Source organism: Streptomyces erythrochromogenes, assembly GCF_036170895.1.
Lineage (GTDB): Bacteria > Actinomycetota > Actinomycetes > Streptomycetales > Streptomycetaceae > Streptomyces > Streptomyces erythrochromogenes.
Window position 1 is genome coordinate 4,853,048 of sequence record NZ_CP108036.1, and the last position, 21,931, is coordinate 4,874,978.

The window sequence follows — 21,931 nt, forward strand, 5'->3', positions numbered from 1 at the left end:
TGGGAGCTCCTTCGGGGGCTGCGGGTCAGGGGTTGCGGGTCAGAGGCTGCGGGCGGTGATGTCGCCGTAGGCGGTGGTGGCGTGGATGGCGAGGGTCGTGCCGCCGCCGGTGTTCTTGAGGGCGTTGCGGACGCGGCCGTAGGAGGTGCCGGCATCGAGGGTGGCGTCGGCTCCGCGGGCGGCGCCGACGGAGATGTCGCCGGCCTGCGTCTGCAGGACGACCGTGCCGTGGACGGCCTCGGTGACGTGCAGGTCGCCCTTCTGGGTACGGAGCTCCGCGGGGCCGCCGAGGCGGCCGACGGTGATGTCGCCGGCCTGGAGGGTGAGGCGGGCGCCCGCGGTCTCGTCGAGCTTGACCTCGCCGTGCGCGCTGTCGAGGGTGACGTCGCCGAGCCGTCCGACGCCCCGGATCTCGGCGCTGGCGGTCTTGGCCTCGACGCGGGAGCCGGCGGGGAGCTGGACGGTCACCTCGACGGCTCCGGGGGCGCCGAGGATCCGGTTCTTCGGCTCCGCGGCCCCGATCCGCAGGACGCCGTCGCCGTACTCGACCGTGATCTGCTCGGCGGCCTTCACGTCGCGGCCCTTGGCGGCGTCGGCCGGGAGGATCTCGACGGTGGTGTCGGCGCGGTCGGCGGCGATGAAGCGGATGCGTCCGGCGGGGACGTCGAGGACGGCGGCGATGGGGGCGGTGGTGGCGAACTTCTGCATGGTGCTTCTCCTTGTCCATCAGCGGCGCCCTTGCGCCCCGCTGTTTCCGATGAAGGAAAAGCTACGTTGCGTTCGCACCTACGGCAACTGATTCGTTGCGTAGAAGTGTTGTCATTGCAGGTCAGAGTGCGAAAATCGTTGCAACGGCTTCGCAGTTAAAGCAATGGCGAGATTGATTGCGTTGCAATGGACTGGGAGTGAACGCTATGGTGGAGGCCTCACAGGCCACAGAAGGAGACCGCGATGCCGGGAGGCAGGCTCACCCAGCAGGAACGCCAGCAGATCGCCCTGGGAGTGGCCGACGGCCTCGCCTACGCCGAGATCGCCAGGCGTCTGGACCGTCCGACCTCCACGGTCACCCGCGAGGTCATGCGCAACGGCGGCCCCTCCGGCTACCGCGCCGACCAGGCCCACCGCGCCACCGAGCGCCGGGCCCGCCGGCGCCGGGCCGCCGCGCCCCGGGGCGCGGACCGGGCCGCCCTGCCGCACGGCCGCGACCCCGAGGCCGTGGCCGAGTACGAAGAGCAGTTCACCGCCGTGATGATGCAGTCGGGCCTGTCCAACAAGATGACCGCGCGCGTGATGGTCTGCCTCCTGACCGCCGATTCCGGCAGCATGACCGCCGCCGAGCTCGTCCGGCGCCTCCAGGTCAGCCCGGCGTCCATCTCCAAGTCGATCGCCTTCCTGGAGGGGCAGGCCCTCGTCCGCCGGGAGCGCGACGAGGGCCGCCGGGAGCGCTACGTCATCGACGAGAACCTCTGGTACCAGTCGATGATCGCCAGCGTCCGCTCCCTCAACCAGCAGGTCGACATCGCGCGCCAGGGCGCCGGTGTCCTCGGCCCCGGCACCCCGGCCGCCGTCCGGCTGGAGAACGTCGCCCGCTTCCTCGACTTCGTCGCCGAAAGCCTCGCCCGCGCCGCGGAGCAGGCCCGCGACATCCTCTACGTGGCGGCGGAAGCGCCCTCGGGCGGCACGGACGACGAGGCGTGACCGAATTTTTGTGAATGGATTCACAAGTCCGGGGAAGGCTTTCGGCCTCAGTGAAATCCCAGGTCAGGGCGGCTTTGACCGCAGGCGCGCCCGAATCCACAGGACCTTTGGTCCCCGGGAGGGGACCAATGCGGCGGCAAATGATCGATCTGAAGGCGTGGAATGGAGGCACGCGACGAAGCTGATGGGAAGGTGCGGACGATGACTGCCACCCCTGCGGAGACCACGAGGAACGGCGGGGCCTGGGAAGGCTTCAAGGGCGGGCTGTGGCGCGACGCCGTCGACGTACGCGACTTCATCCAGCAGAACTACACCCCCTACGAGGGCGACGCCTCCTTCCTCGCCGGCCCCACCGCGCGCACCACCGCCGTGTGGAAGGCGATCACGGACAAGTTCCCGGAGGAGCGCCGCAAGGGCGTGCTCGACGTCGCGCACGACATCCCGTCGACGATCACCGCGCACGCCCCCGGCTGGATCGACCGCGACAAGGACCTGATCGTCGGCCTGTAGACCGACGCCCCGCTCAAGCGCGCGATCATGCCGTTCGGCGGCTGGCGGATGGTCGCCGGCGCCCTGGAGACGTACGGCTACCCGGTCTCCGAGGAGCTGGAGAAGGTCTTCACGCAGTACCGCAAGACCCACAACGCCGCTGTCTTCGACGCCTACACCCCCGAGATCCGCGCCGCCCGCAAGGCCGGCGTCGTGACCGGCCTGCCCGATGCCTACGGGCGCGGCCGCATCATCGGCGACTACCGCCGCGTGGCCCTCTACGGCGTCGACCGGCTCATCGCCTTCAAGAAGGAGGAGAAGGAGGAGCTGAACTCCCTCCCCGCGCGCCACCGTTAGCTGGAGGAGACCATCCGGCTGCGCGAGGAGCTCGCCGAGCAGATCCGCGCGCTCGCCGAGCTCAAGGAGATGGCCGCCTCCTACGGGCACGACATCTCCCGGCCGGCGGCCACGGGCCGCGAGGCCGTCCAGTGGCTCTACTTCGCCTACCTGGCCGCCGTGAAGGAGCAGAACGGCGCCGCCATGTCGCTCGGCCGCACCTCCACCTTCGTCGACGCCTACCTCCAGCGCGACATCGAGGCCGGCGTCCTGACCGAAGAGCAGGCTCCGGCGACCCGACCTGGGTCACCGAATCGATCGCCGGGATGGGCGAGGACGGCCGGCCGCTGGTCACCCGGACCTCCTTCCGCTACCTCCAGACCCTCTACAACCTCGGCCCGGCCCCCGAGCCGAACATGACGGTCTTCTGGTCGCCCCGGCTGCCGCAGGGCTTCAAGGAGTTCTGCGCCCGCGCATCGATCGACACCTCCTCGGTCCAGTACGAGTCCGACGAGCTGATGCGCCCCCGGTTCGGGGACGACACCGCCATCGCGTGCTGCGTCTCGGCGATGCCCGTCGGCAAGCAGATGCAGTTCGCCTGCGCCGTGCTGTGGCGCGAGGACCGGGGCGCCGACGGGGAGCTGTACTGCCCCTGCCACGAGGGCGTCTTCGACGCCCGTACCGGCGAGGTGACCGCGGGGCCGCCGCCCCGCCCGCTCCCCAGGATCTTCCTCACCGAGCAGGCCGACGGCAGCGTCTGGGCCATCGCCACCGCCCGGTCCGATCAGACGGCCCGGGAGGCCCTCTGCCGGCAGCTCGGCGACTCCCGCCCCGAGATGGCCCGGCAGCTGGGCTGCCCCGGCGTGCACCGGGCCGCGGCGACCGAGAGGAAACGGACATGAGCGGCGACCGGATCCCCCCGCGCCCGGACTACCGACCCGTCAGCGCCCAGCCGCGGCTCAACCGGCCGGTGCGGGAACGCTATCCGCAGATCCGCCCCACCAGCGGCTACAGAGATCCGCGGATGCGGCACACGGGCCCCGGCCCCGGCGCGGGCACCGAGCAGGAGCCGGAGCGGTCCTCGAAGCTCAACGCCCGTCTGTTCCTGGCCCTCACCGTCGTGGTCGGACAGCTGTGGGCGCTGACCGTCACCGTCAACGAGTGGATGGAGGGCAACACCGCTACGGCCTGGTGGGGTGCGGGATTCCTGGTCCTGTCCTTCCTCGTCGTGATCGGACTCTGGCTCCTCGACCCGAAGGACCGGTGACCATGCCGATACCCCCGCCCGCACCCACCCCCGACACGGTGCGCTCGCACCGGCGCGAGACCTGCAAACCGGGTGCCACCATCGGCGACTGGCGGCCCGAGGACGACGGCTTCTGGGAGGCGACCAGCCACCGGGTCGCCCAGCGCAACCTGTAGGTCTCGATCCCCGCGCTGATGCTCGGCTTCGTGGTCTGGCAGGTCTGGTCGGTCACCGTCGTCAAACTGAACGACGTCGGCTTCGGTTTCACGCAGTCGCAGCTGTGCGGCACGTCCTACTGGGAGCCGGCCCTGATCGCGGCCGTCTGCGGCATCGGCGCGAACCTCGCCTCCTCCATGGTCAACATCGGCTTCTACGCCACCTGCCGGGCCGTGTGCCGGTGGTTCTACGCCCGCAACGGAGCCGAGGCGCCCAGCTGAGCGGGGCCGCCACCAGGGGCGGCCGTACTCTGGAGGCATGAGCAGCACCCCCGCCTCCGACCCGCAGCCCTCGAGCCCCGCACCCGAGGCCCGGCAGCCCCGGCCGAAGCCGCGGATCGTCTTCGACGACCCGCTGGACCAGCAGTCGTCGGACGACACCGACCGGGGCTGGGGCGAGCGGCCGCCCACCGGCGGAAGCGCGGCCGACCTGGCCCGCTTCCTCGACGAGAAGCCACCGCACCACATCTGACCGGCCGGGTTGTCCGGCGCGGTCAGAAGCCGTCGCGCGAACCCGCCTGGCCCCCGACACCGCCGCCGCCCGCACGCTGCGCGACCAGGTGGTCCCGGATCTCCTTGAGGACCTCCAGCTCGGTGATCTCGACGATCTCCTGGACCCCCTCGCGGGCCTTGCGGCGGTCCTCCTGGCGCGCCAGGTACTTCGCCATCGGCAGCACCATCATGAAGTACACGACCGCCGCGGTGATCACGAAGGTCAGCGTGGCGTTCAGCACCGACCCCCAAAGGATCTCGACACCGGTCGGCTGACCGTCGGGGCCGATCGCGCAAGGGGCCTTCAGACAGGACTTGTAGCCGTCCAGGCTCTTGGTGCCCACCGCGCCCACCACCGGGCCGATGATCCCCTTGACCACGGAGTTCACGATGTTCGTGAACGCGGCGCCGATCACCACGGCCACCGCCAGGTCGACCACGTTGCCGCGCATCAGGAAGGCCTTGAAGCCCGCCAGCACGCTTTCCTTCTTCGTCTCGCCCATCACTGAGTCCTTCTTCACGGAAGCCAAACACGGAGCCAACGGTTCCGAAAGCTACGGCAGTCCGGGAGAGGTGTGTCCAATCGGCCGTCACTTTGAGGTGAACCGACTGATCGTGCGTACGGATCAGCACAACGTCACCGCCAGCCGCGCCGTCGCACCCGCCCCCACCAGGGCCCGCGCGGTGTCCCTCGGCACGGACAGGACGACCAGCGCCCCGCCGTCCCCAACACCCTTGTCAGGAGCGGGGACTTCGGCGACCCTGGCCCCCGCCGCCACCACCCTGGGCTGCTGCGCGCGCTCCGCCGCCACCACGTCGACCCGGTCCCCGGGCCGCAGCAGCCGCACCGTCGCGGCGTCCGCGATGCGCACGGGCGCCGAGACCATCCGCACCGCCGCCGGCGGCGGCGGTTTCACCACGGGCGGCGGCGCGCTCCGGGAGGCCTGAGCCTCGGCGCCTCCCACGGCCAGCGCCGCGGCGACGACGGCCAGGGCGGCCGAGGCTGCCCGCCGCCGGCGCCGCACGGCCCGGCGCAGCCGCCCGGATCCCCGCCCCACACGCAGTGGCGGGAAGGGCGGGACGGGACGCGACGGGGGACACGTGGAGGAGGCCCGAGCGGAGGCCGGAGCGGAAACCGGAGAGCAAGTCGGAGCGGAGGTCGCAGACGCGGGCGAAAAGGCCGCGGAAGTACGGGACATGACGAGCACCACCGAACGGAGTGAGTTCCTGTGCCCGGACCCACCGCCCGGGCACACCCCACGATCCGGCCTCGCCGCGCATCCCGCTCACGCCTGTGGACGGTCCCCAGCCTGTGGAAAAGCCCGTCACCCGCCAGGGCGACGGGCACCCGCCCCGACGCCGATGTCGGCGAGGTCGCCCCCGGCCGTGCTGGTGACCGCCGTCAGCGCTTCGCCGGCACCCGGCAGGACTCCGAGAATCCCTGACTGGTCAGGCCGAAGGCGCTGTTGACGCGCGAGCGCCAGTTCTCCAGCGCGACCACCGCCGTGAGCTCGACGAACGCCGCCTCGCCGAGCCGCGCGATCAGCGCCGCGGCCAGCTCGTCGGTGACCGCCGGTTCGGTCACGGTCATGGCCTCGGCATACTCCATGACCAGCAGCTCCAGCTCGGTGAACACCTCGCGGGCCTCCCGCCACTGCGGCACCCGCTCGATCTTCTCCGCCGCCATCCCCTGCTCGTGGCCTTCCCAGTAGCCGAAGTCCATGCACCACGAACAGTTGATGCGGGCCGCCGCCGCCATCACGGCGAGGTGCTTCAGGCCGGCGTCCAGCGCGTTCCACTTCGCCGCCCGCTGTTCCAGGCGGACGTACGAGAACAGCACGCGCGCGTTGTGCCCGTAGGCCTGGCCGGGGTCGAGCACCTTGCCGTAGGTGCGGCGCGAGTACCAGGCGCCGATGCGCGTCAGCAGGGTGCGGGGCGGCGTGAGCGAGATACGCGGCATGACTGTCATCTCCCGGAGCGGTCTGTCCCGAATGGGCCTTCACAGGGGAAGACAGGACAGCCGCCCCGGATGTGACAGCCCCGGACAGCCCGCGATGAGGCAGCCCCGGACTACGGGAGTTCGATGCCCAGGTCCCAGCCGTCCAGCGCGTGCGTGCACAGGCAGTCGCGGGTCGCCGTCGCGGGCAGCGCCGCCACCGCGTCGAAGAGGACCTCGCGCAGGCGGCCGACGTTCTCGCCGAACACCTTCAGCACCTCGGTGTGGGAGACGCCCTCACCGGTCTCGGCGCCCGCGTCCAGGTCCGTGACCAGGGCCATCGAGGTGTAGCAGAGCCCCAGCTCACGGGCGAGGATCGCCTCCGGGTGCCCCGTCATGCCGATCACCGACCAGCCCGCCGAGGCGTACCAGCGGGACTCGGCACGCGTCGAGAAGCGCGGCCCTTCGACGACGACCATGGTGCCGCCGTCCACCGGCTCCCAGTCCCGCCCGCGGGCCGCGGCCACCGCCACGGACCGGCCCACCGGGCAGTACGGGTCGGCGAAGGTGGTGTGCACGACGTTCGGAACGGACCCGTCCGGGAGCGGAACCCCGTCGAAGAAGGTCTGCACGCGGCTCTGCGTACGGTCGACCAGCTGGTCGGGAACGAGCAGCGTGCCCGGCCCGTACTCGGACCGCAGGCCGCCGACCGCGCACGGGCCGAGCACCTGGCGGACACCCACCGAGCGCAGGGCCCAGAGGTTCGCCCGGTAGTTGATCTTGTGTGGCGGGACCGTGTGGCTGCGCCCGTGCCGGGGCAGGAAGGCCACCGGGCGGCCGGCCAGCTCGCCCATGTACAGGGAGTCGCTGGGAGGCCCGTACGGGGTCTCCACCTGGATCTCGGAGACGTCCTCCAGGAAGGAGTAGAAGCCCGAGCCGCCGATGACACCGATCTCTGCGTTCGCCATGTCACTCACCCTAACCGGGCATGCCTGAGGCCCCGCTGCCCGGTAGGGGGCGTGCGGGGCCTCGGGAGGGAGCGATCAGGCGGCCGACGTGGAGCTGCTGCTCGTGCTCGACGACGTCGAGGAGGACGAAGCGGCGGGAGCGGTCGCGGCGGTCGACGTCGAGGACGACGACGAGCTCGACGCGGGCTTCGATGCAGGGGTGCTGCTCGACGAGGCGCCACGGCTGTCGTTCCGGTAGAAACCGGAGCCCTTGAAGACGATGCCGACCGCGGAGAACACCTTCTTCAGGCGTCCGTCGCAGTTCGGGCACACGGTCAGCGCGTCATCGGTGAACTTCTGCACGGCCTCAAGGCCCTCGCCGCACTCGGTGCACTGGTACTGGTAGGTCGGCACGAATTTCCTCCTGGCACTCTGACTCAATGAGTGCTAACGACGCTCCATGGTGACGTATTCCGGCGGATCAGTCCACCGTCACCGGCACGCGGTGACCCATCCCACGCTCGTTCACCCGGTTACGGGACGTCGGCGCGGGCGCCGGCGAGGGGGTGGCCGAAGCCGTGGCCTCGGCGCGAGCGGCGGCCTCGGTTCCGGGCGCGGACGCGTTCACGATCCGGCTCGGGGCCTTCGGCGCCAGCTTGGCGCGCAGCGCCAGCAGGGTGGCCAGCGCCAGCGCGGTGGCCGCCATCGGCACCAGGAAGCCGTACGAGGACCCGTGCGCGTCCGTCAGGCGGCCGGCCAGGATGACCGCGATGGCCTGCCCGAAGGCGATCGAGCCGGTCAGCCAGGTGAAGGCCTCGGTCCGGGCGTTCGCGGGGACCAGCTGCTCGACCATCGTGTAGCCGGTGATCAGGGCCGGGGCGATGAACAGGCCGACGACCAGGCCGAGCGCGCCCAGCAGGATCATCGAGTGCGCGGCCCACAGGACGGACGCGGCGGCGGTGAGGCCGATGTAGCCGAGGATCAGCCGGCGGCGCGGGCCGATCTTCCACGCGACGGCGCCCATGGCGATGCCCGCGATCATGTTGCCGGCCGCGAAGACGCCGTAGAGCAGGCCGTTGGCGCCGGGGTTGCCGATCTCGTTGGAGAAGGCGGCGAGCGAGACCTGCATGCCGCCGAAGACGGCGCCGATCCCGAGGAAGGCGAAGATCAGGACCCGCAGGCCCGGGTAGGACAGCGCGAAGGCGCGCTTCTCGCCGGTGGCCGACGGGGCGTGCGTCCTGGGCTGGGAGGCGCGACGGGCCGCGAAGAGCAGACCGCCGATCAGCGTCAGCGTGGCCTCGGTGACCAGGCCGGCCGCCGGGTGGACGCCGGTGCACAGCGCGGTCGCCAGGACCGGGCCGACGACGAAGGTGAACTCGTCGGTGACGGATTCGAAGGCGGCGGCCGTCGGCAGCAGCGGCGAGCCCTCCAGCCTGGCGGCCCAGCGAGCCCGGACCATCGGTCCGACCTGCGGCACGGAGGCGCCGGTGGGCACGGCGGCCAGCGCCAGCGCCCAGACGGGGGCGCCGGCCAGCGCGAGGGCGGCCAGGCCGCTCACGGCGGCGGAGTGCGCGAGGACCACGGGAACCAGCACGGCGCTCTGGCCGAACCGGTCGGTGAAGATGCCCATCAGCGGGGCGGAGAGGGCCATCGAGATGCCGGTGACGGCGGCGACGATGCCGGCGCTGCCGTAGGAACCGGTGGTGTGCTGGACCAGCAGCAGGATGCTGATGGTCAGCATGCCGAAGGGGAGCCGGGCTGCGAAGCCGGGGAGTACGAAGCCGAGGGCGCCGGGTGTGCGCAGCAGCTGCCCGTAGCCGGGGCGGGCGGACGTGTCGGTCGTGACCGCGGATGTCACGGCCTTGCCTTTCCGCTGCCTGGTAGAACTCCCCGTCTGCGGACGGTGCCGTGCTTTGTGAGCGGTCGCACCCGTACGTGTTGGGAGCCCCGAGAGCTGTCCTCTTGCGCAGAACCGAGTGATACCTGGGCGCCCACTGCGGGAGGGAGCCACGGCCGCTTTGCGGTCGCGCCAGCTCTGCGTCAGGCAGAGTTGGTTCGATCTGTTGTGCCTTCATCGTACAGGGAAAGCCGATATCACGCCCTGTGATTGCGCCGACAATCCGTGTCTTCACCTGCGATTAACGGGAGGTTCGCAGGTCAAGACACCTGTATATCCGGATAAGGGCGGTCAGATCTCACCGAACCCGACCGAATTAGAACGCCGCTCTAATGCGGCCTGTGCCCGTTTCCGGTTCCCAGCCAGCCCGCCAGCTTGCCGCCCCTGGCCACCGCCCGCAGCCGCGCCTCCGCCGCGTCCCGGACCGGGTCCGTGGCCACCACCAGCAGCTCGTCCCCGCGCCGCAGCACCGTCGACGGCGCCGGTACGAAGCTCTTGGCGTCCCGGACGACCAGCGTGACCGAGGCCCCGGGCGGCAGCCGCAGCTCGCTCACCTCGACGCCGTGCATCCGCGAGGCCGGCGGGATGGCGAAGGACAGCAGGTGTCCGCGCAGCTTCTCCAGCGGCGCAGACTCGATGCCGAGGTCGGACGCGGTCTCCATGCCCCGCCCGAGGTCCAGCTTGCGCGCCAGCCAGGGCAGGGTCGGCCCCTGCACCAGGGTGTAGACGACGACCAGCACGAAGACGATGTTGAAGACGCGGTCGCTGCCCTCGATCCCGGACACCATCGGAATGGTCGCCAGGATGATGGGCACGGCGCCGCGCAGGCCCGCCCACGACATCAGGACCTGCTCCTGCCAGGGGATCCGGAAGGGCAGCAGGCTGAGGAAGACCTCCAGGGGCCGCGCCACCATCGTCAGCACCAGGCCGATGACGACCGCGGGCCAGAAGTCGCGGACCAGCTCGTGCGGCGTGACCAGCAGGCCCAGCAGGACGAACATGCCGATCTGGGCGATCCAGCCGAGCCCGTCGGCGAAGCCGCGCGTGGCCGGCCAGTGCGGGAGCTTGGCGTTGCCCAGGACCATCGCCGCCAGGTACACCGCGAGGAAGCCGGAGCCGTGCGCCATCGCGCCGGCCGCGTACGCCACGATCGCGATGGCCATTACGGCGATCGGGTAGAGGCCGGAGGCGGGCAGGGCCACGTGCCGCAGGCCGTAGGCGCCGAGGAAGCCGACGGCCAGGCCGATCGCGGCGCCGATCGCGAGCTCCAGGGCGATCTTGCCGAGCAGGACGTACCAGTCGTCCACCGGGCCGACCGTGGAGAAGGCCACCACCAGGATCACGACGGGTGCGTCGTTGAAGCCGGACTCGGCCTCCAGGACGCCCGTGATCCGGGACGGCAGCGGGACCTTGCGCAGCACGGAGAAGACGGCCGCGGCGTCGGTCGAGGAGACGACCGCGCCGATCAGCAGCGCCTGGCGCCATTCGAGTCCGACGAGGTAGTGCGCCCCCGCCGCCGTCACGCCCACACTGATCGCCACACCCACCAGGGACAGCATGATCGCGGCCGGCAGGGCCGGCTTGATCTCTTTCCACTTGGTGCCCAGACCGCCCTCGGCGAGGATCACGACGAGGGCGGCGTAGCCGATGACCTGGGTCAGCTCGGCGTTGTCGAAAACGACGTTCCCGATGCCGTCCTGGCCTATGGCGACGCCTATGCCGAGGTAGATGAGCAGGCTGGGCAGGCCGCTGCGTGACGAGACCCGCACCGCGGCAACGGCGACGAGCAGTACGAGCGAGCAGACCAGCAGGAGCTCATTGAGCGTGTGGACAGTCAGCGGGCGGCCCTCCTCAATGCGCCCGGCGGATCGATCCTCCCGGCGACAAGTTCGGCAAGTAATTCGTTACCTTACCTAATCTTTGACGCGCCCTTTACGCGATAACCACATTGTGAAACGGCTGTTCGCCCCTGTCCTCGGGACCGCGGGACTCCTTGTAGATCCATTTCGGACCGCCTCCCGGGCGGCCGCGGGATACAGGCCCTCCACACGGCCTCCACCCCTGGCGGATCAACGGAGTGGGTCCTGCGCCTATGGTTGCTCCCAGCACTCCCAGGACCACCCTGCCCCTCTAAGGACAGCGATGCCCGCCAACGAAACCGCTCCTCCCGCCAAGAAGAAGGGGCGACGCGCCCGTCTGATCGTGCTCGTACTGGTCCTGGGACTCGTCGCGGGCCTCGGCTACGGGGCGTACTGGAGCGTGGACGGCGTGCGCGCCTCCTTCCCCCAGACGACCGGCTCCCTCGACGTGCCCGGCCTGAAGGGGACGGTCGAGGTGAAGCGCGATGCCAACGGCATTCCCCAGCTCTACGCGGACAGCGACGACGACCTCTTCCGCGCGCAGGGCTTCGTGCACGCGCAGGACCGCTTCTGGGAGATGGACGTACGCCGCCACATGACCTCGGGGCGGCTCTCCGAGATGTTCGGCGCCGGCCAGGTCGAGACCGACGCCTTCCTGCGCACGCTGGGCTGGCGCCAGGTCGCGCAGGAGGAGTACGACACCAGGCTCTCCGCCGAGACGAAGAAGAATCTGCAGGCCTACGCCGACGGGGTCAACGCGTACCTGAAGGGGAAGTCCGGCAAGACCCTCTCGGTCGAGCACGCCGCCCTCAAGCTCAGCGACGGCTACCAGCCCGAGCAGTGGTCGCCGGTGGACTCGGTGGCCTGGCTCAAGGCGATGGCCTGGGACCTGCGCGGCAACATGCAGGACGAGATCGACCGCGCGCTGATGGCGAGCAAGCTCTCGCAGGCGCAGATCGCCGAGCTCTACCCGCCGTACCCGTTCGACCGGAACAAGCCGGTCGTCGAGGGCGGCAAGGTCGACGGCGGCAAGTACACCCCCCAGGGCCAGACCGGGAACTCCGGCTCCGGCTCGGGCAGCGGCTCGGGCTCCGGCAGCGGGTCCGGCTCCGGCGGCACCGTCGCCAACCAGGCCTCCACCGCCCCGGCCGCCGGTGACGCCACCGGCCTCGCCGGCAACGCCACCGCCCAGGGCGCGACCGTGGGCCTGCGCACCCAGCTCAGCGCCCTCGCCGACACCCTGGAGAAGGTCCCGGCCATCCTCGGCCCCAACGGCAGCGGCATCGGCTCGAACTCCTGGGTCATCTCGGGCAAGTACACGACCACCGGCAAGCCGCTGCTCGCCAACGACCCGCACCTGTCGCCGCAACTGCCCTCGGTCTGGTACCAGATGGGCCTGCACTGCCGCGCCGTCTCGGCCCAGTGCAAGTACGACGTGGCCGGCTACACCTTCTCCGGCATGCCCGGCGTGGTCATCGGCCACAACACCGACATCGCCTGGGGCATGACCAACCTCGGCGCCGACGTCACCGACCTCTACCTGGAGCAGATCAAGCCCGAGGGCTACGTCTACGACAACCGGGTGCTCCCCTTCACCTCCCGCGAAGAGGTCATCAAGATCGCGGGCGGCGCCAGCAAGAAGATCACCGTCCGCACCACCAACAACGGCCCGCTCGTCTCCGACCGCAGCGCGGAGCTCGGTACGGTCGGCACCCGCGCCCCCGTCGACAGCTCCGCGCCCGACCGCGGCGACGGTTACGCCATCGCCCTGCGCTGGACCGCGCTGGACCCGGGCAAGAGCATGGACGCGGTCTTCAAGCTCAACCAGGCCAAGGGCTTCGACGACTTCCGCAAGGCGGCCGCCGACTTCGAGGTGCCCTCCCAGAACCTGATCTACGCCGACAACAAGGGCGCCAACGGCAACATCGGCTACCAGGCCCCGGGCCGCATCCCGGTCCGCGGCCAGGGCGACGGCCGGATGCCCGCCCCGGGCTGGGACTCCAAGTACGCCTGGAAGGGCAGCCGGGAAGGCAACGCCGGCTACATCCCGCAGAACGAGCTGCCCTGGGACCAGAACCCCTCGCGCGGCTACATCGTCACCGCCAACCAGGCCGTCGCGGAGAACGGGACCGGCGCGGGCAAGTACCCGCACCTGCTGACCACGGACTGGGGCTACGGCGCCCGCAGCCAGCGGATCAACGACCTCATCGAGGCGAAGATCAAGGACGGCGGGAAGATCTCGACCGACGACATGCGGACCATGCAGATGGACAACAGCAGCGAGATCGCCGCGCTGCTGACCCCGATGCTGTCGAAGATCCAGGTCTCGGACCCGGGCGTGCGCGCCGCGCAGAAGCTGCTGGACGGCTGGAACTACACCCAGGAGTCCGACTCGGCGGCCGCCGCCTACTTCAACGCGGTCTGGCGCAACATCCTCAAGCTGGCCTTCGGCGACAAGATGCCCAAGGAGCTGCGGATCGAGGACAGCTGCATGAACGTCCTCAACAACGGCACCGGCCCGGCCGACGACCTCGCCAAGACCGTCCGCGAATGCGGCACCCGCGACGCCGACTCCGCGCAGCCCGACGGCGGCGACCGCTGGTTCGAGGTGGTCCGCCGCCTGGTCAAGGACGAGAAGTCGCAGTGGTGGAGCGCACCCGCCAAGGGCCTGAACAAGCCGGCCGCCACCACCCGCGACGAGCTGTTCGCGCGGGCCATGGCCGACGCCCGCTGGGAGCTGACCGCCAAGCTCGGCAAGGACCAGTCGACCTGGAGCTGGGGCCGGCTGCACCAGCTGAACCTGAAGAACCAGACGATCGGCACCGAGGGCCCCGGCTTCATGCAGTGGCTCCTCAACCGCGGCCCGTGGAACGTGGGCGGCGGCGAGGCGACCGTCAACGCCACCGGCTGGAACGCCTCCAGCGGCTACGGGGTCACCTGGGTGCCGTCGATGCGGATGGTCGTCAACCTCAACGACCTCGACAAGTCCCGCTGGATCAACCTCACGGGCGCCTCGGGCCACGCGTACAACTCGCACTACACGGACCAGACGCAGATGTGGGCCAAGGGCGAGCTGCTGGAGTGGCCCTTCGGCAAGGACGCCGTCGAGAAGGCCACGGTCGACACCCTGACCCTCAAGCCGGCCGGGTCGTGAGCCGGGTCACGAGCTGAAGCGGCGCACCCCCGACGGGGTGGCCACCGCCTGGACGGGGTGGTCGTGCGGTTCCTCCGGGACCCGCGCGACCACCTCGTCGTCGTAGAGGAGCACGACCAGCGCCGGGTGCGCTCCGGCCCGCTCCAGCCGCTGCAGCACGCGGTCGTAACTGCCCCCGCCGCGGCCGAGCCGCATGCCGCGCCCGTCCACCGCGAGCCCGGGCAGCAGCACCGCGTCGGCCTGCGTCACCGCGTCCGGGCCGAGCGGGGGGCCGGCCGGTTCCAGCAGCCGCATCCTGCCCGGGTGGGCGGCCTCGGCGAGGCTGCCGGGTCCCTCGTACGCCGCCCAGTCGAGGTCGTTGTCGGGCAGCAGGAGGGGGAGCAGCACCCGCTTGCCGGCCGCGCGCAGGGCGTCGAGGAGCTCGCGGGTGCCGGGCTCGCCGCCGACCGAGACGTACGCCGCCACCGTGCGCGCACCGGCCAGTTCGGGCAGGTCGAGGGCGGTGACGGCGAGCGCCGCGGCCGCCGTGCGGCGGGCGTCGGGGGACAAGGCGCGACGGGCCGCGAGGAGTTCCCGGCGCAGCTCGGACTTGGCGGACGCGGTGGGCGGGTTCTCTGCCACGAGAATCAAATTTCCTTCGAATAAGGGCATATATGGACCTACCAACCGCGATCTCGTCGGGTGTTCGGCAGGACCCACTATCGTTCTGGCCATGACTATGTTGCACCCCGTGATCAAGAAGGCCGTCATTCCGGCCGCTGGCCTCGGTACCCGCTTCCTTCCGGCGACCAAGGCGACCCCGAAGGAAATGCTCCCGGTTGTGGACAAGCCGGCCATCCAGTACGTGGTCGAGGAGGCCGTGGCGGCCGGGCTCGACGACGTCCTCATGATCACTGGGCGTAACAAGCGTGCCCTGGAAGACCACTTCGACCGCAACTACGAGCTGGAGTCGGCCCTCATCGCCAAGGGCGACGACGACCGCCTGAAGAAGGTCCAGGAATCCAGCGACCTCGCGACCATGCACTACGTCCGCCAGGGCGACCCGCGCGGCCTCGGCCACGCGGTGCTGTGCGCCGAGCCGCACGTCGGCCGCGAGCCCTTCGCCGTCCTCCTCGGTGACGACCTCATCGACCCGCGCGACCCGCTCCTGCGTCAGATGGCCGACATCTACGCCCGCACCGGCGGCACCGTCATCGCCCTCATGGAGGTCGACCCGGCCAGCGTCCACCTCTACGGCTGCGCCGCCGTCGAGGCCACCGACGAGGCGGACGTGGTCCGCATCACCGGCCTCGTCGAGAAGCCGGAGCCCCAGGACGCCCCCAGCAATTTCGCGGTTATCGGCCGCTACGTCCTCAACCCCGCGATCTTCGACATACTGCGGGAGACCGAGCCGGGCCGCGGTGGGGAGATCCAGCTCACCGACGCCCTGCAGAAGCTGGCCGCCGACGAGAGCGTGGGCGGCCCGGTGCACGGCGTGGTCTTCCGGGGCCGTCGCTACGACACCGGGGACCGCGGCGACTACCTGCGGGCCATCGTCCGCCTCGCGTGCGAGCGCGAGGACCTGGGCCCCGAGTTCCGCACCTGGCTTCACCGTTACGTCACGGAGGAGATGTAGCACCTTGAGCAGTTCCGCACCGCAGCATCCACGACCGGCGGGCGGCCACCGTCTGTGGTCCGTGGACGAGCACCTGGCGGACGTCCTCGGGGCCGTCCGGCCGCTGGAGCCGATCGAGCTCCAGCTGCTGGACGCCCAGGGCTGTGTCCTGGTCGAGGACGTCACCGTGCCCGTCGCCCTCCCGCCCTTCGACAACAGCTCCATGGACGGCTACGCCGTCCGCACGGCCGACGTCCAGGGTGCGAGCGAGGAGTTTCCCGCGGTGCTGGCGGTCGTCGGGGACGTCGCGGCGGGCAGCGGTGAGCTGCCCACCGTGGGCCCCGGCGAGGCCGCCCGGATCATGACCGGCGCCCCGCTGCCGCCCGGTGCGGAAGCCGTCGTACCGGTGGAGTGGACCGACGGCGGCACCGGAGGCGGCGCCGCCGCCGGGATGACCCCGGCCAGCGCCGCCCCCGAGCAGGCGGGCGGCGAGGTACGGGTGCACCGCGCGGCCGAGGCGCGGGCGCACGTCCGCGCGCGCGGCAGCGACGTCCAGGCGGGCGACCTCGCCCTCGCGGCCGGGACCGTCCTCGGCCCGCCGCAGATCGCCCTGCTGGCCGCCATCGGGCGCGGCACCGTCCGGGTGCGCCCGCGCCCGCGCGTGGTGGTCCTGTCCACCGGCAGCGAGCTGGTCCAGCCCGGCGAGCCGCTCACCGCCGGCACGATCTACGACTCCAACAGCTTCGCGCTGGCGGCGGCCGCGCGGGACGCCGGAGCCATCGCCTACCGGGTCGGCGCCGTCGCGGACGACGCCGACACCCTGCGCTCCACCATCGAGGACCAGCTGATCCGGGCCGACCTGCTGGTCACCACGGGCGGGGTCAGCGTCGGCGCCTACGACGTGGTCAAGGAGGCGCTCTCCTCGGTCGGCTCGGTCCCGTCGTCCGGTTCCGCCGGCCCGGGCGAGGACGACGTGGACGTGGACGCGACCCGGATCGACTTCCGCAAGCTGGCCATGCAGCCCGGCAAGCCGCAGGGCTTCGGCACGATCGGCCCCGACCACACCCCGCTGCTGGCGCTGCCCGGCAACCCGGTCTCCTCGTACGTCTCCTTCGAGCTGTTCGTGCGCCCCGCGATCCGCGCCCTCATGGGGCTGCCGGAGTCCGAGGTCCGGCGGCCGAGCGTGCGGGCCGTTCTGAAGGCCGACAAGGCACTGGGCTCCCCGGCCGGCCGCCGCCAGTTCCTGCGCGGAAAGTACGACGCCGAGAGCGGCACGGTCAGTCCGGTGGGCGGATCCGGCTCCCACCTGATCGCCGCACTGGCGCACGCCGACTCGCTGATGGTCGTACCGGAAGACGTCACCTCGGTGGAGCCCGGCACCGAGCTGGAAGTGGTCCTGCTCGGCTGATCCGCGGCGTCCGTTTCCGCGCGCCCGGACCCGTTCCCCCGGCGCGCCCCTCCGGCGGCCTGTGCGGGTAGCGTGTGTCGCACCACACAGGCCCCCGGGGGCCCAGAGCGGAGCGGCACAGCAATGAGTACCGAGAGCAGGCTCACCCACATCGACGAGGCCGGTGCGGCCCGGATGGTCGACGTCTCCGCCAAGGACGTCACCACCCGGACGGCGCGCGCCAGTGGACGCGTACTCGTCTCCCCCCGGGTGATCGAGCTGCTGCGCGGCGAGGGAGTGCCCAAGGGGGACGCCCTCGCCACCGCGCGCATCGCCGGGATCATGGGGGCGAAGAAGACCCCGGACCTGATCCCGCTGTGCCACCCGCTGGCCGTCTCGGGCGTGAAGGTGGACCTGTCGGTCGCCGACGACGCCGTGGAGATCCTCGCCACTGTGAAGACGACCGACCGCACGGGCGTCGAGATGGAGGCGCTGACCGCCGTCGCGGTCGCCGGACTCACCGTCGTCGACATGGTGAAGGCGGTCGACAAGGGCGCCGTCATCACGGACGTCCGGGTGGAGGAGAAGACCGGCGGCAAGTCCGGCGACTGGACCCGCTCGTGAACGCCCCGCGCGGCGGGGAGGTGCACAGCCACCACGCGGCGGCGGCGCCGGAGGCCGGCGCGGCCCCGGACGGGTCCCTCGGCAGGGCGCTCGTCGTCACGGCCTCCAACCGGGCCTCGCAAGGCGTGTACGCCGACAAGGGCGGCCCGCTGCTGGCCGAGGCGCTGGAGAAGCTCGGCTTCACGGTGGACGGCCCGCGGGTCGTCCCGGACGGGGATCCGGTCGAGCAGGCTCTGCGCGAGGGCGTGGCCGCCGCCTACGACGTCATCCTGACCACGGGCGGCACCGGGATCTCGCCGACCGACCGCACCCCGGACGCCACCGCCCGGGTCCTGGACTACGAGGTCCCGGGCATCCCGCAGGCCATCCGCGCCGAGGGCCTGGCGAAGGTGCCGACCGCGGCCCTGTCCCGGGGCCTGGCGGGCGTCGCCGGGCGCACCCTGATCGTCAACCTGCCCGGTTCCACGGGCGGGGTGCGCGACGGCCTCGCCGTCCTGTCCCGCATCCTGCCGCACGCGGTGGACCAGATCCGTGGCGGCGACCACCCCAGACCGGCGGGACCCACCGGGAGCGCGAGCTGAACGGCCCCACCTGGCCGGTGGTCCTGACCGACGGCGATGTCACGCTCCGGCCGATAAAACTGCGCGACCAGAAGGACTGGCGCGAGGTCAACCGGCGCAACCGCGACTGGCTCCGGCCGTGGGAGGCGACGATCCCGCCGCCCGCGCCGTGGGGGCCGGTGATCCAGCGGCCCACGTACCGGCAGATGGTCCGTCACCTGCGGGCGGAGGCGAACGCGGGCCGGATGCTGCCCTTCGTCATCGAGTACCAGGGGCGGCTGGTGGGCCAGCTGACGGTCGCGGGGATCACGTGGGGCTCGATGTGCGCGGGGCACATCGGCTACTGGGTGGACCGCGACGTGGCCGGCCGCGGCGTGATGCCGACGGCGGTCGCGATGGCCGTCGACCACTGCTTCCGCAAGGTCGGCCTGCACCGGATCGAGGTGTGCATCCGCCCCGAGAACGGGCCGAGCCGGCGCGTCGTGGAGAAGCTGGGCCTGCGCGAGGAGGGACTGCGTCCGCGCTACCTCCACATCGACGGGGCCTGGCGCGACCACCTCGTGTACGCGATCACGGCGGAGGAGGTGCCGGAGGGGCTGCTGCGCCGCTGGCACCGCGCGCGCCACGCGCAGTCCCCGCCGAAATAGGGACGGCCGTCCGCCCGCGGCGATAAACGAATATCTGTTCGAATTAATGGCCCGAGGTAACCGATTCGCCCATAACCTGATCCGAAGAATCACAAAAAAAGTCCGTGATATCAGCGAGATCGCGCGACACACCGGCCCAATTGGCCGATCCCCTCGCCCGCGCCCCTCTACGGTGTGAGGTGTGAGCAGCAGCGGCCTCATCTACGCAGTCATTGTCGGGGCCTGGGCCGCCTACTTGGTGCCCATGTGGCTCCGGAGGCAGGACGAGCTGAACGAAGCCCGTCCGACGGAACGCTTCTCCACCGCCATTCGGCTGCTTTCCGGCCGGGCGGGAATGGAGCGCCGTTACGCCAAGGGGCTGCGTGAGCGCGGTGACGAGGAGGCGGAGCCCCACGCGGACCCGGACGCCGCGACGGAGACGGTCAATTCCGTCGACGCCGACGCCCGGGCCATCGGCGTGTCCCCGACCAGGGCGGAGCCGCGAACGGCGGCCGCCGAGCGGGAGCAGCGCGCGGAGCGGGCCCGGCGCGAACAACGCCTCCAGGTCCTCGCGCGCCGCCGGCGCACCACCGCACTCCTCTTCCTGGTCTTCACCGCCGGCGCGGTCGTCGCGGCGGTGGGCGGCCTGCGCTACCTGTGGGCCCCCGCCGCGCCCGCCCTCCTGCTGAGCGCCTACATCGCCCACCTGCGGGTCCAGGAGCGGCGGCGCTACGAGTTCACCATGGACCGGCGGCGCGCCGAGGCTGCCGCACGGCAGCTGCGCGAGGACCGCCCGCGCCGCCGCCACCCCGAGGAGGGCGCGGACGCGGCCGGCGAACCGGACCCTGCACCACCGGTCTCCCCCCAGGAGGCCGGACGGCGCGCGCTGGTCGAGCAGACCGACCACGCCGAGTGGGTGGACCAGCAGCGCGAGCGCGAACGCGTCCCCGCCCGGGGTGACAGCTGGGAGCCGGTCCCGGTCCCGCTGCCGACGTACGTGACGGCCCCGGTCGCCCCCCGCGCCACGGGCCCCGTGACCCCGGACGCCTGGAGCGCGACCCGCTCCAGCACGGCCGAGCCGACGGAGCCCCGCCTGCGCGCCCAGCCGGCGGTCCCCGCCCCGGCTCCCGCCGAGGACGACGCACCGGACCGGACCGGCCAGCGCCCCCGCGGCCAGGGCCGCGGACGCACCCCGCTGTTCGACCAGTACGAGAGCGAGGACCGCCCGCGCGCCGCGAACGAGTGATCGGTGACCTGCGCGGACCCCCGCGGAAACGCGTTTTGGAGCACCGGCGCAGGGGTGCTAATGTTTCACACGTCGCAAGGGCCTGTGGCGCAGTCTGGTAGCGCACCTCGTTCGCATCGAGGGGGTCTGGGGTTCAAATCCCCACAGGTCCACAGACGACAGTTCGCGAGTAGCTCTCGTGAACGTCACGAAATCCCGCCCGGTCGAAAGACCGGGCGGGATTTCGGCGTTTCCAGGGGCGGTTGGGCGAAGATGCGCTCATGACGATCGGTGGGGAACGGGACGGCGGGACGGGGCAGGCCTGGGAGGCCGTCGGTGGTGCACCCGAGCTCGTGGAACGGGTCCGGTTCGAGGGAGCCGGCAACCTCGGGGAAGGGCCGCTCCCGGTGCGGGAGTTGGCGCGCGCCACGGTCGCGGTCTGCGGACTGGCGGCGGGGGAGCTCGCCGCGGTGCGGGCCAGGGGCGCGACGGGGGACCCCCTTCCCCTCGTGGTCCACGAGGCGGCGGTGGCCGCGGCCTTCGTCAGCGAACGCCACCTGAGGGTCGCGGGACGGCCCACGGTGACGTTCGCTCCGCTGTCCGGCTTCTGGCGGGCCGCGGACGGCTGGGTCCGCACGCACGCCAACTACCCGCACCACGAGGCCGCGCTCGTACGGGCGCTGGGGCTGACCTCCCCTGCGCCGGAGGCGCTGCGCGCCGCGGTCGCCGGACGGACGGCCGTCGAGGTGCAGGAACTCGTGTACGGGGCGGGCGGTCTCGCCGTCGCCGTGGCACGGCGGTACGGCGATCCCCAGCCGCTGGTGGAGACCGTGCGCACCACAGGGGAACGGGGACGGGTGCTCGGCGGGGCCCCGCCCGGTCGGCCCGCCACGGGGGTGCGGGTGCTGGACCTGACGCGGGTCATCGCCGGGCCCGTCGCCACGCGCACGCTCGGCCTGCTGGGCGCGGACGTGCTGCGGATCGACCCGCCGGGCCTGCCGGAGGCGGACGACGCGTACGCCGACACCGGCTTCGGGAAGCGGTCGGCGCTGCTGGACCTGGCGCGGGCCGCGGACCGGGCGGTCTTCGAGGGGCTGCTGGCCGAGGCCGACGTGGTGGTGACCGGGTACCGGCCGGGGGCGCTGGAGCGCCACGGGTTCGGGGCGCGGGAGCTGCTGGAGCGGTGGCCGGGGCTGGTGGTGGCCGAGCTGTGCGCGTGGGGGTGGCGGGCGCCGCAGCCGTGGGCCGGGCGGCGGGGCTTCGACTCGCTGGTGCAGGCGGGCTACGGGATCGCTGCCGCGTGCGCGGGGCCGGACGGGACGCCGGGCGTGCTGCCGGCGCAGGCGCTGGACCACGGGACGGGCTATCTGGTGGCGGCCGGTGTGATGCGGGCCCTGGCCGAGGGCGGCGGGCGGGGGCTGCGGTTCTCCCTGGCCGGGACGGGTTCGTGGCTGGTCCGCGGGCTGGCCGGCGCTCGGGCCGAGGACGGTGCCGGGGCTCCGCAGTACGCGGCGGAGCCGTGGCTCAGGGAGACCGGGTCGGGGTACGGGGTGCTGCGGCACGCCGCCAGCCCCTTCGGGGAGTGGGCCGGGGGCCCGTCCCGGTGGGGGACGGATCCGGCCGTCTGGCTCCCGCGGTAGCCCCCG

22 protein-coding genes, 1 tRNA gene and 1 pseudogene are annotated in these 21,931 nt (G+C 72.0%); 15 read left to right on the top strand and 9 right to left on the bottom strand.

The genetic code is table 11. From position 1 onward, the window contains the following. Positions 1-39: 39 nt before the first annotated feature. Positions 40-708: a DUF4097 family beta strand repeat-containing protein gene (locus tag OHA91_RS22160; RefSeq protein WP_328739825.1), complete on the bottom strand. Its 669-nt coding sequence runs from the start codon at positions 706-708 to the stop codon at positions 40-42. A 243-nt stretch (positions 709-951) separates the two neighbouring features. Between OHA91_RS22160 and OHA91_RS22165 the strand changes: the two genes are divergently transcribed. From OHA91_RS22165 to OHA91_RS22195, 6 genes and pseudogenes are all read left to right on the top strand, one after another. Then, a complete protein-coding gene (locus OHA91_RS22165) occupies positions 952-1,698 on the top strand; it encodes a helix-turn-helix domain-containing protein (RefSeq protein ID WP_328739826.1) in 747 nt (248 codons plus the stop codon). Between the two features lie 201 nt (positions 1,699-1,899). Further along, positions 1,900-3,158 (top strand): annotated as a pseudogene (locus tag OHA91_RS22170) (pyruvate formate lyase family protein); the annotation flags it as partial. Between the two features lie 263 nt (positions 3,159-3,421). Further along, on the top strand, positions 3,422-3,790 hold the full coding sequence (locus tag OHA91_RS22180) for a hypothetical protein (protein ID WP_328739828.1): 369 nt from the start codon (positions 3,422-3,424) through the stop codon (positions 3,788-3,790). Positions 3,791-3,792: 2 nt separating this feature from the next. Then, entirely contained in the window at positions 3,793-3,945 is a 153-nt protein-coding gene (locus OHA91_RS22185) for a hypothetical protein (protein WP_158714772.1), read from the top strand. An 18-nt stretch (positions 3,946-3,963) separates the two neighbouring features. Next, entirely contained in the window at positions 3,964-4,206 is a 243-nt protein-coding gene (locus OHA91_RS22190; RefSeq protein WP_266500610.1) for a hypothetical protein, read from the top strand. 37 nt (positions 4,207-4,243) lie between these two features. Further along, entirely contained in the window at positions 4,244-4,456 is a 213-nt protein-coding gene (locus OHA91_RS22195) for a hypothetical protein (RefSeq protein WP_031150671.1), read from the top strand. A gap of 22 nt (positions 4,457-4,478) precedes the next feature. Here OHA91_RS22195 and mscL read toward each other — a convergent pair whose 3' ends face one another. The 7 genes from mscL to OHA91_RS22230 form a co-directional block, all read right to left on the bottom strand. Then, positions 4,479-4,979, bottom strand: coding sequence for a large conductance mechanosensitive channel protein MscL (gene mscL, locus OHA91_RS22200; protein ID WP_266500613.1), 501 nt, complete (start codon positions 4,977-4,979; stop codon positions 4,479-4,481). Positions 4,980-5,102: 123 nt separating this feature from the next. Further along, the gene (locus OHA91_RS22205; RefSeq protein WP_328739832.1) at positions 5,103-5,534 is read right to left on the bottom strand and encodes a hypothetical protein; all 432 of its coding nucleotides are present in this window, start codon (positions 5,532-5,534) and stop codon (positions 5,103-5,105) included. Between the two features lie 344 nt (positions 5,535-5,878). Then, entirely contained in the window at positions 5,879-6,436 is a 558-nt protein-coding gene (locus tag OHA91_RS22210; protein WP_031150676.1) for a carboxymuconolactone decarboxylase family protein, read from the bottom strand. A gap of 110 nt (positions 6,437-6,546) precedes the next feature. Next, a complete protein-coding gene (locus OHA91_RS22215; protein ID WP_031150678.1) occupies positions 6,547-7,380 on the bottom strand; it encodes an S-methyl-5'-thioadenosine phosphorylase in 834 nt (277 codons plus the stop codon). 75 nt (positions 7,381-7,455) lie between these two features. Continuing rightward, complete coding sequence (locus OHA91_RS22220; protein ID WP_031150680.1) at positions 7,456-7,773, bottom strand: FmdB family zinc ribbon protein; 318 nt, start codon at positions 7,771-7,773, stop codon at positions 7,456-7,458. Between the two features lie 67 nt (positions 7,774-7,840). Then, a complete protein-coding gene (locus tag OHA91_RS22225; protein ID WP_031150682.1) occupies positions 7,841-9,217 on the bottom strand; it encodes an MFS transporter in 1,377 nt (458 codons plus the stop codon). Between the two features lie 368 nt (positions 9,218-9,585). Then, positions 9,586-11,157 (bottom strand): potassium/proton antiporter, encoded by a 1,572-nt coding sequence (locus OHA91_RS22230; RefSeq protein WP_381700361.1) that lies wholly within the window; start codon positions 11,155-11,157, stop codon positions 9,586-9,588. A gap of 241 nt (positions 11,158-11,398) precedes the next feature. Between OHA91_RS22230 and OHA91_RS22235 the strand changes: the two genes are divergently transcribed. After that, positions 11,399-14,269 carry a penicillin acylase family protein gene (locus tag OHA91_RS22235; protein ID WP_328739833.1) on the top strand — a complete coding sequence of 957 codons (2,871 nt, stop codon included), beginning with the start codon at positions 11,399-11,401 and terminating at the stop codon, positions 14,267-14,269. 6 nt (positions 14,270-14,275) lie between these two features. On the opposite strand, the gene OHA91_RS22240 is transcribed toward OHA91_RS22235, so the two are convergent. Beyond that, positions 14,276-14,890, bottom strand: a complete 615-nt coding sequence (locus OHA91_RS22240) for a 5-formyltetrahydrofolate cyclo-ligase (protein ID WP_031150688.1) — start codon at positions 14,888-14,890, stop codon at positions 14,276-14,278. Positions 14,891-14,981: 91 nt separating this feature from the next. Between OHA91_RS22240 and galU the strand changes: the two genes are divergently transcribed. The 8 genes from galU to OHA91_RS22280 all read left to right on the top strand — a co-directional run bounded on the left by galU (position 14,982) and on the right by OHA91_RS22280 (position 21,925). Next, positions 14,982-15,884 carry a UTP--glucose-1-phosphate uridylyltransferase GalU gene (galU, locus tag OHA91_RS22245; RefSeq protein WP_031150690.1) on the top strand — a complete coding sequence of 301 codons (903 nt, stop codon included), beginning with the start codon at positions 14,982-14,984 and terminating at the stop codon, positions 15,882-15,884. Positions 15,885-15,888: 4 nt separating this feature from the next. Then, positions 15,889-17,271, top strand: a complete 1,383-nt coding sequence (gene glp / locus OHA91_RS22250) for a molybdotransferase-like divisome protein Glp (protein WP_051893143.1) — start codon at positions 15,889-15,891, stop codon at positions 17,269-17,271. Between the two features lie 123 nt (positions 17,272-17,394). Next, the gene (moaC, locus tag OHA91_RS22255; protein ID WP_031150694.1) at positions 17,395-17,874 is read left to right on the top strand and encodes a cyclic pyranopterin monophosphate synthase MoaC; all 480 of its coding nucleotides are present in this window, start codon (positions 17,395-17,397) and stop codon (positions 17,872-17,874) included. Further along, complete coding sequence (locus tag OHA91_RS22260) at positions 17,871-18,455, top strand: MogA/MoaB family molybdenum cofactor biosynthesis protein (protein WP_266500633.1); 585 nt, start codon at positions 17,871-17,873, stop codon at positions 18,453-18,455. The genes moaC and OHA91_RS22260 overlap by 4 nt, the downstream gene beginning before the upstream one ends. A 17-nt stretch (positions 18,456-18,472) precedes the next feature. Continuing rightward, complete coding sequence (locus OHA91_RS22265; protein ID WP_031150698.1) at positions 18,473-19,081, top strand: GNAT family N-acetyltransferase; 609 nt, start codon at positions 18,473-18,475, stop codon at positions 19,079-19,081. A 181-nt stretch (positions 19,082-19,262) separates the two neighbouring features. Further along, positions 19,263-20,306, top strand: a complete 1,044-nt coding sequence (gene sepX / locus OHA91_RS22270) for a divisome protein SepX/GlpR (protein WP_328739834.1) — start codon at positions 19,263-19,265, stop codon at positions 20,304-20,306. Between the two features lie 78 nt (positions 20,307-20,384). Then, a tRNA-Ala gene (locus OHA91_RS22275) sits at positions 20,385-20,458 on the top strand. 108 nt (positions 20,459-20,566) lie between these two features. Beyond that, positions 20,567-21,925 (top strand): CoA transferase, encoded by a 1,359-nt coding sequence (locus OHA91_RS22280; protein WP_328739835.1) that lies wholly within the window; start codon positions 20,567-20,569, stop codon positions 21,923-21,925. The last annotated feature ends 6 nt before the right edge of the window (positions 21,926-21,931 follow it).

Bases quoted from the DNA above. Each gene is read 5' to 3' on its own strand.
- mscL (WP_266500613.1), bottom strand. From the start codon at position 4,979: ATGGGCGAGACGAAGAAGGAAAGCGTGCTGGCGGGCTTCAAGGCCTTC.
- OHA91_RS22190 (WP_266500610.1), top strand. From the start codon at position 3,964: ATGCTCGGCTTCGTGGTCTGGCAGGTCTGGTCGGTCACCGTCGTCAAA.
- OHA91_RS22185 (WP_158714772.1), top strand. From the start codon at position 3,793: ATGCCGATACCCCCGCCCGCACCCACCCCCGACACGGTGCGCTCGCAC.
- OHA91_RS22235 (WP_328739833.1), top strand. From the start codon at position 11,399: ATGCCCGCCAACGAAACCGCTCCTCCCGCCAAGAAGAAGGGGCGACGC.
- OHA91_RS22160 (WP_328739825.1), bottom strand. From the start codon at position 708: ATGCAGAAGTTCGCCACCACCGCCCCCATCGCCGCCGTCCTCGACGTC.
- galU (WP_031150690.1), top strand. From the start codon at position 14,982: ATGACTATGTTGCACCCCGTGATCAAGAAGGCCGTCATTCCGGCCGCT.
- OHA91_RS22215 (WP_031150678.1), bottom strand. From the start codon at position 7,380: ATGGCGAACGCAGAGATCGGTGTCATCGGCGGCTCGGGCTTCTACTCC.
- OHA91_RS22165 (WP_328739826.1), top strand. From the start codon at position 952: ATGCCGGGAGGCAGGCTCACCCAGCAGGAACGCCAGCAGATCGCCCTG.
- OHA91_RS22210 (WP_031150676.1), bottom strand. From the start codon at position 6,436: ATGCCGCGTATCTCGCTCACGCCGCCCCGCACCCTGCTGACGCGCATC.
- moaC (WP_031150694.1), top strand. From the start codon at position 17,395: ATGAGTACCGAGAGCAGGCTCACCCACATCGACGAGGCCGGTGCGGCC.
- OHA91_RS22195 (WP_031150671.1), top strand. From the start codon at position 4,244: ATGAGCAGCACCCCCGCCTCCGACCCGCAGCCCTCGAGCCCCGCACCC.
- OHA91_RS22280 (WP_328739835.1), top strand. From the start codon at position 20,567: ATGACGATCGGTGGGGAACGGGACGGCGGGACGGGGCAGGCCTGGGAG.
- OHA91_RS22180 (WP_328739828.1), top strand. From the start codon at position 3,422: ATGAGCGGCGACCGGATCCCCCCGCGCCCGGACTACCGACCCGTCAGC.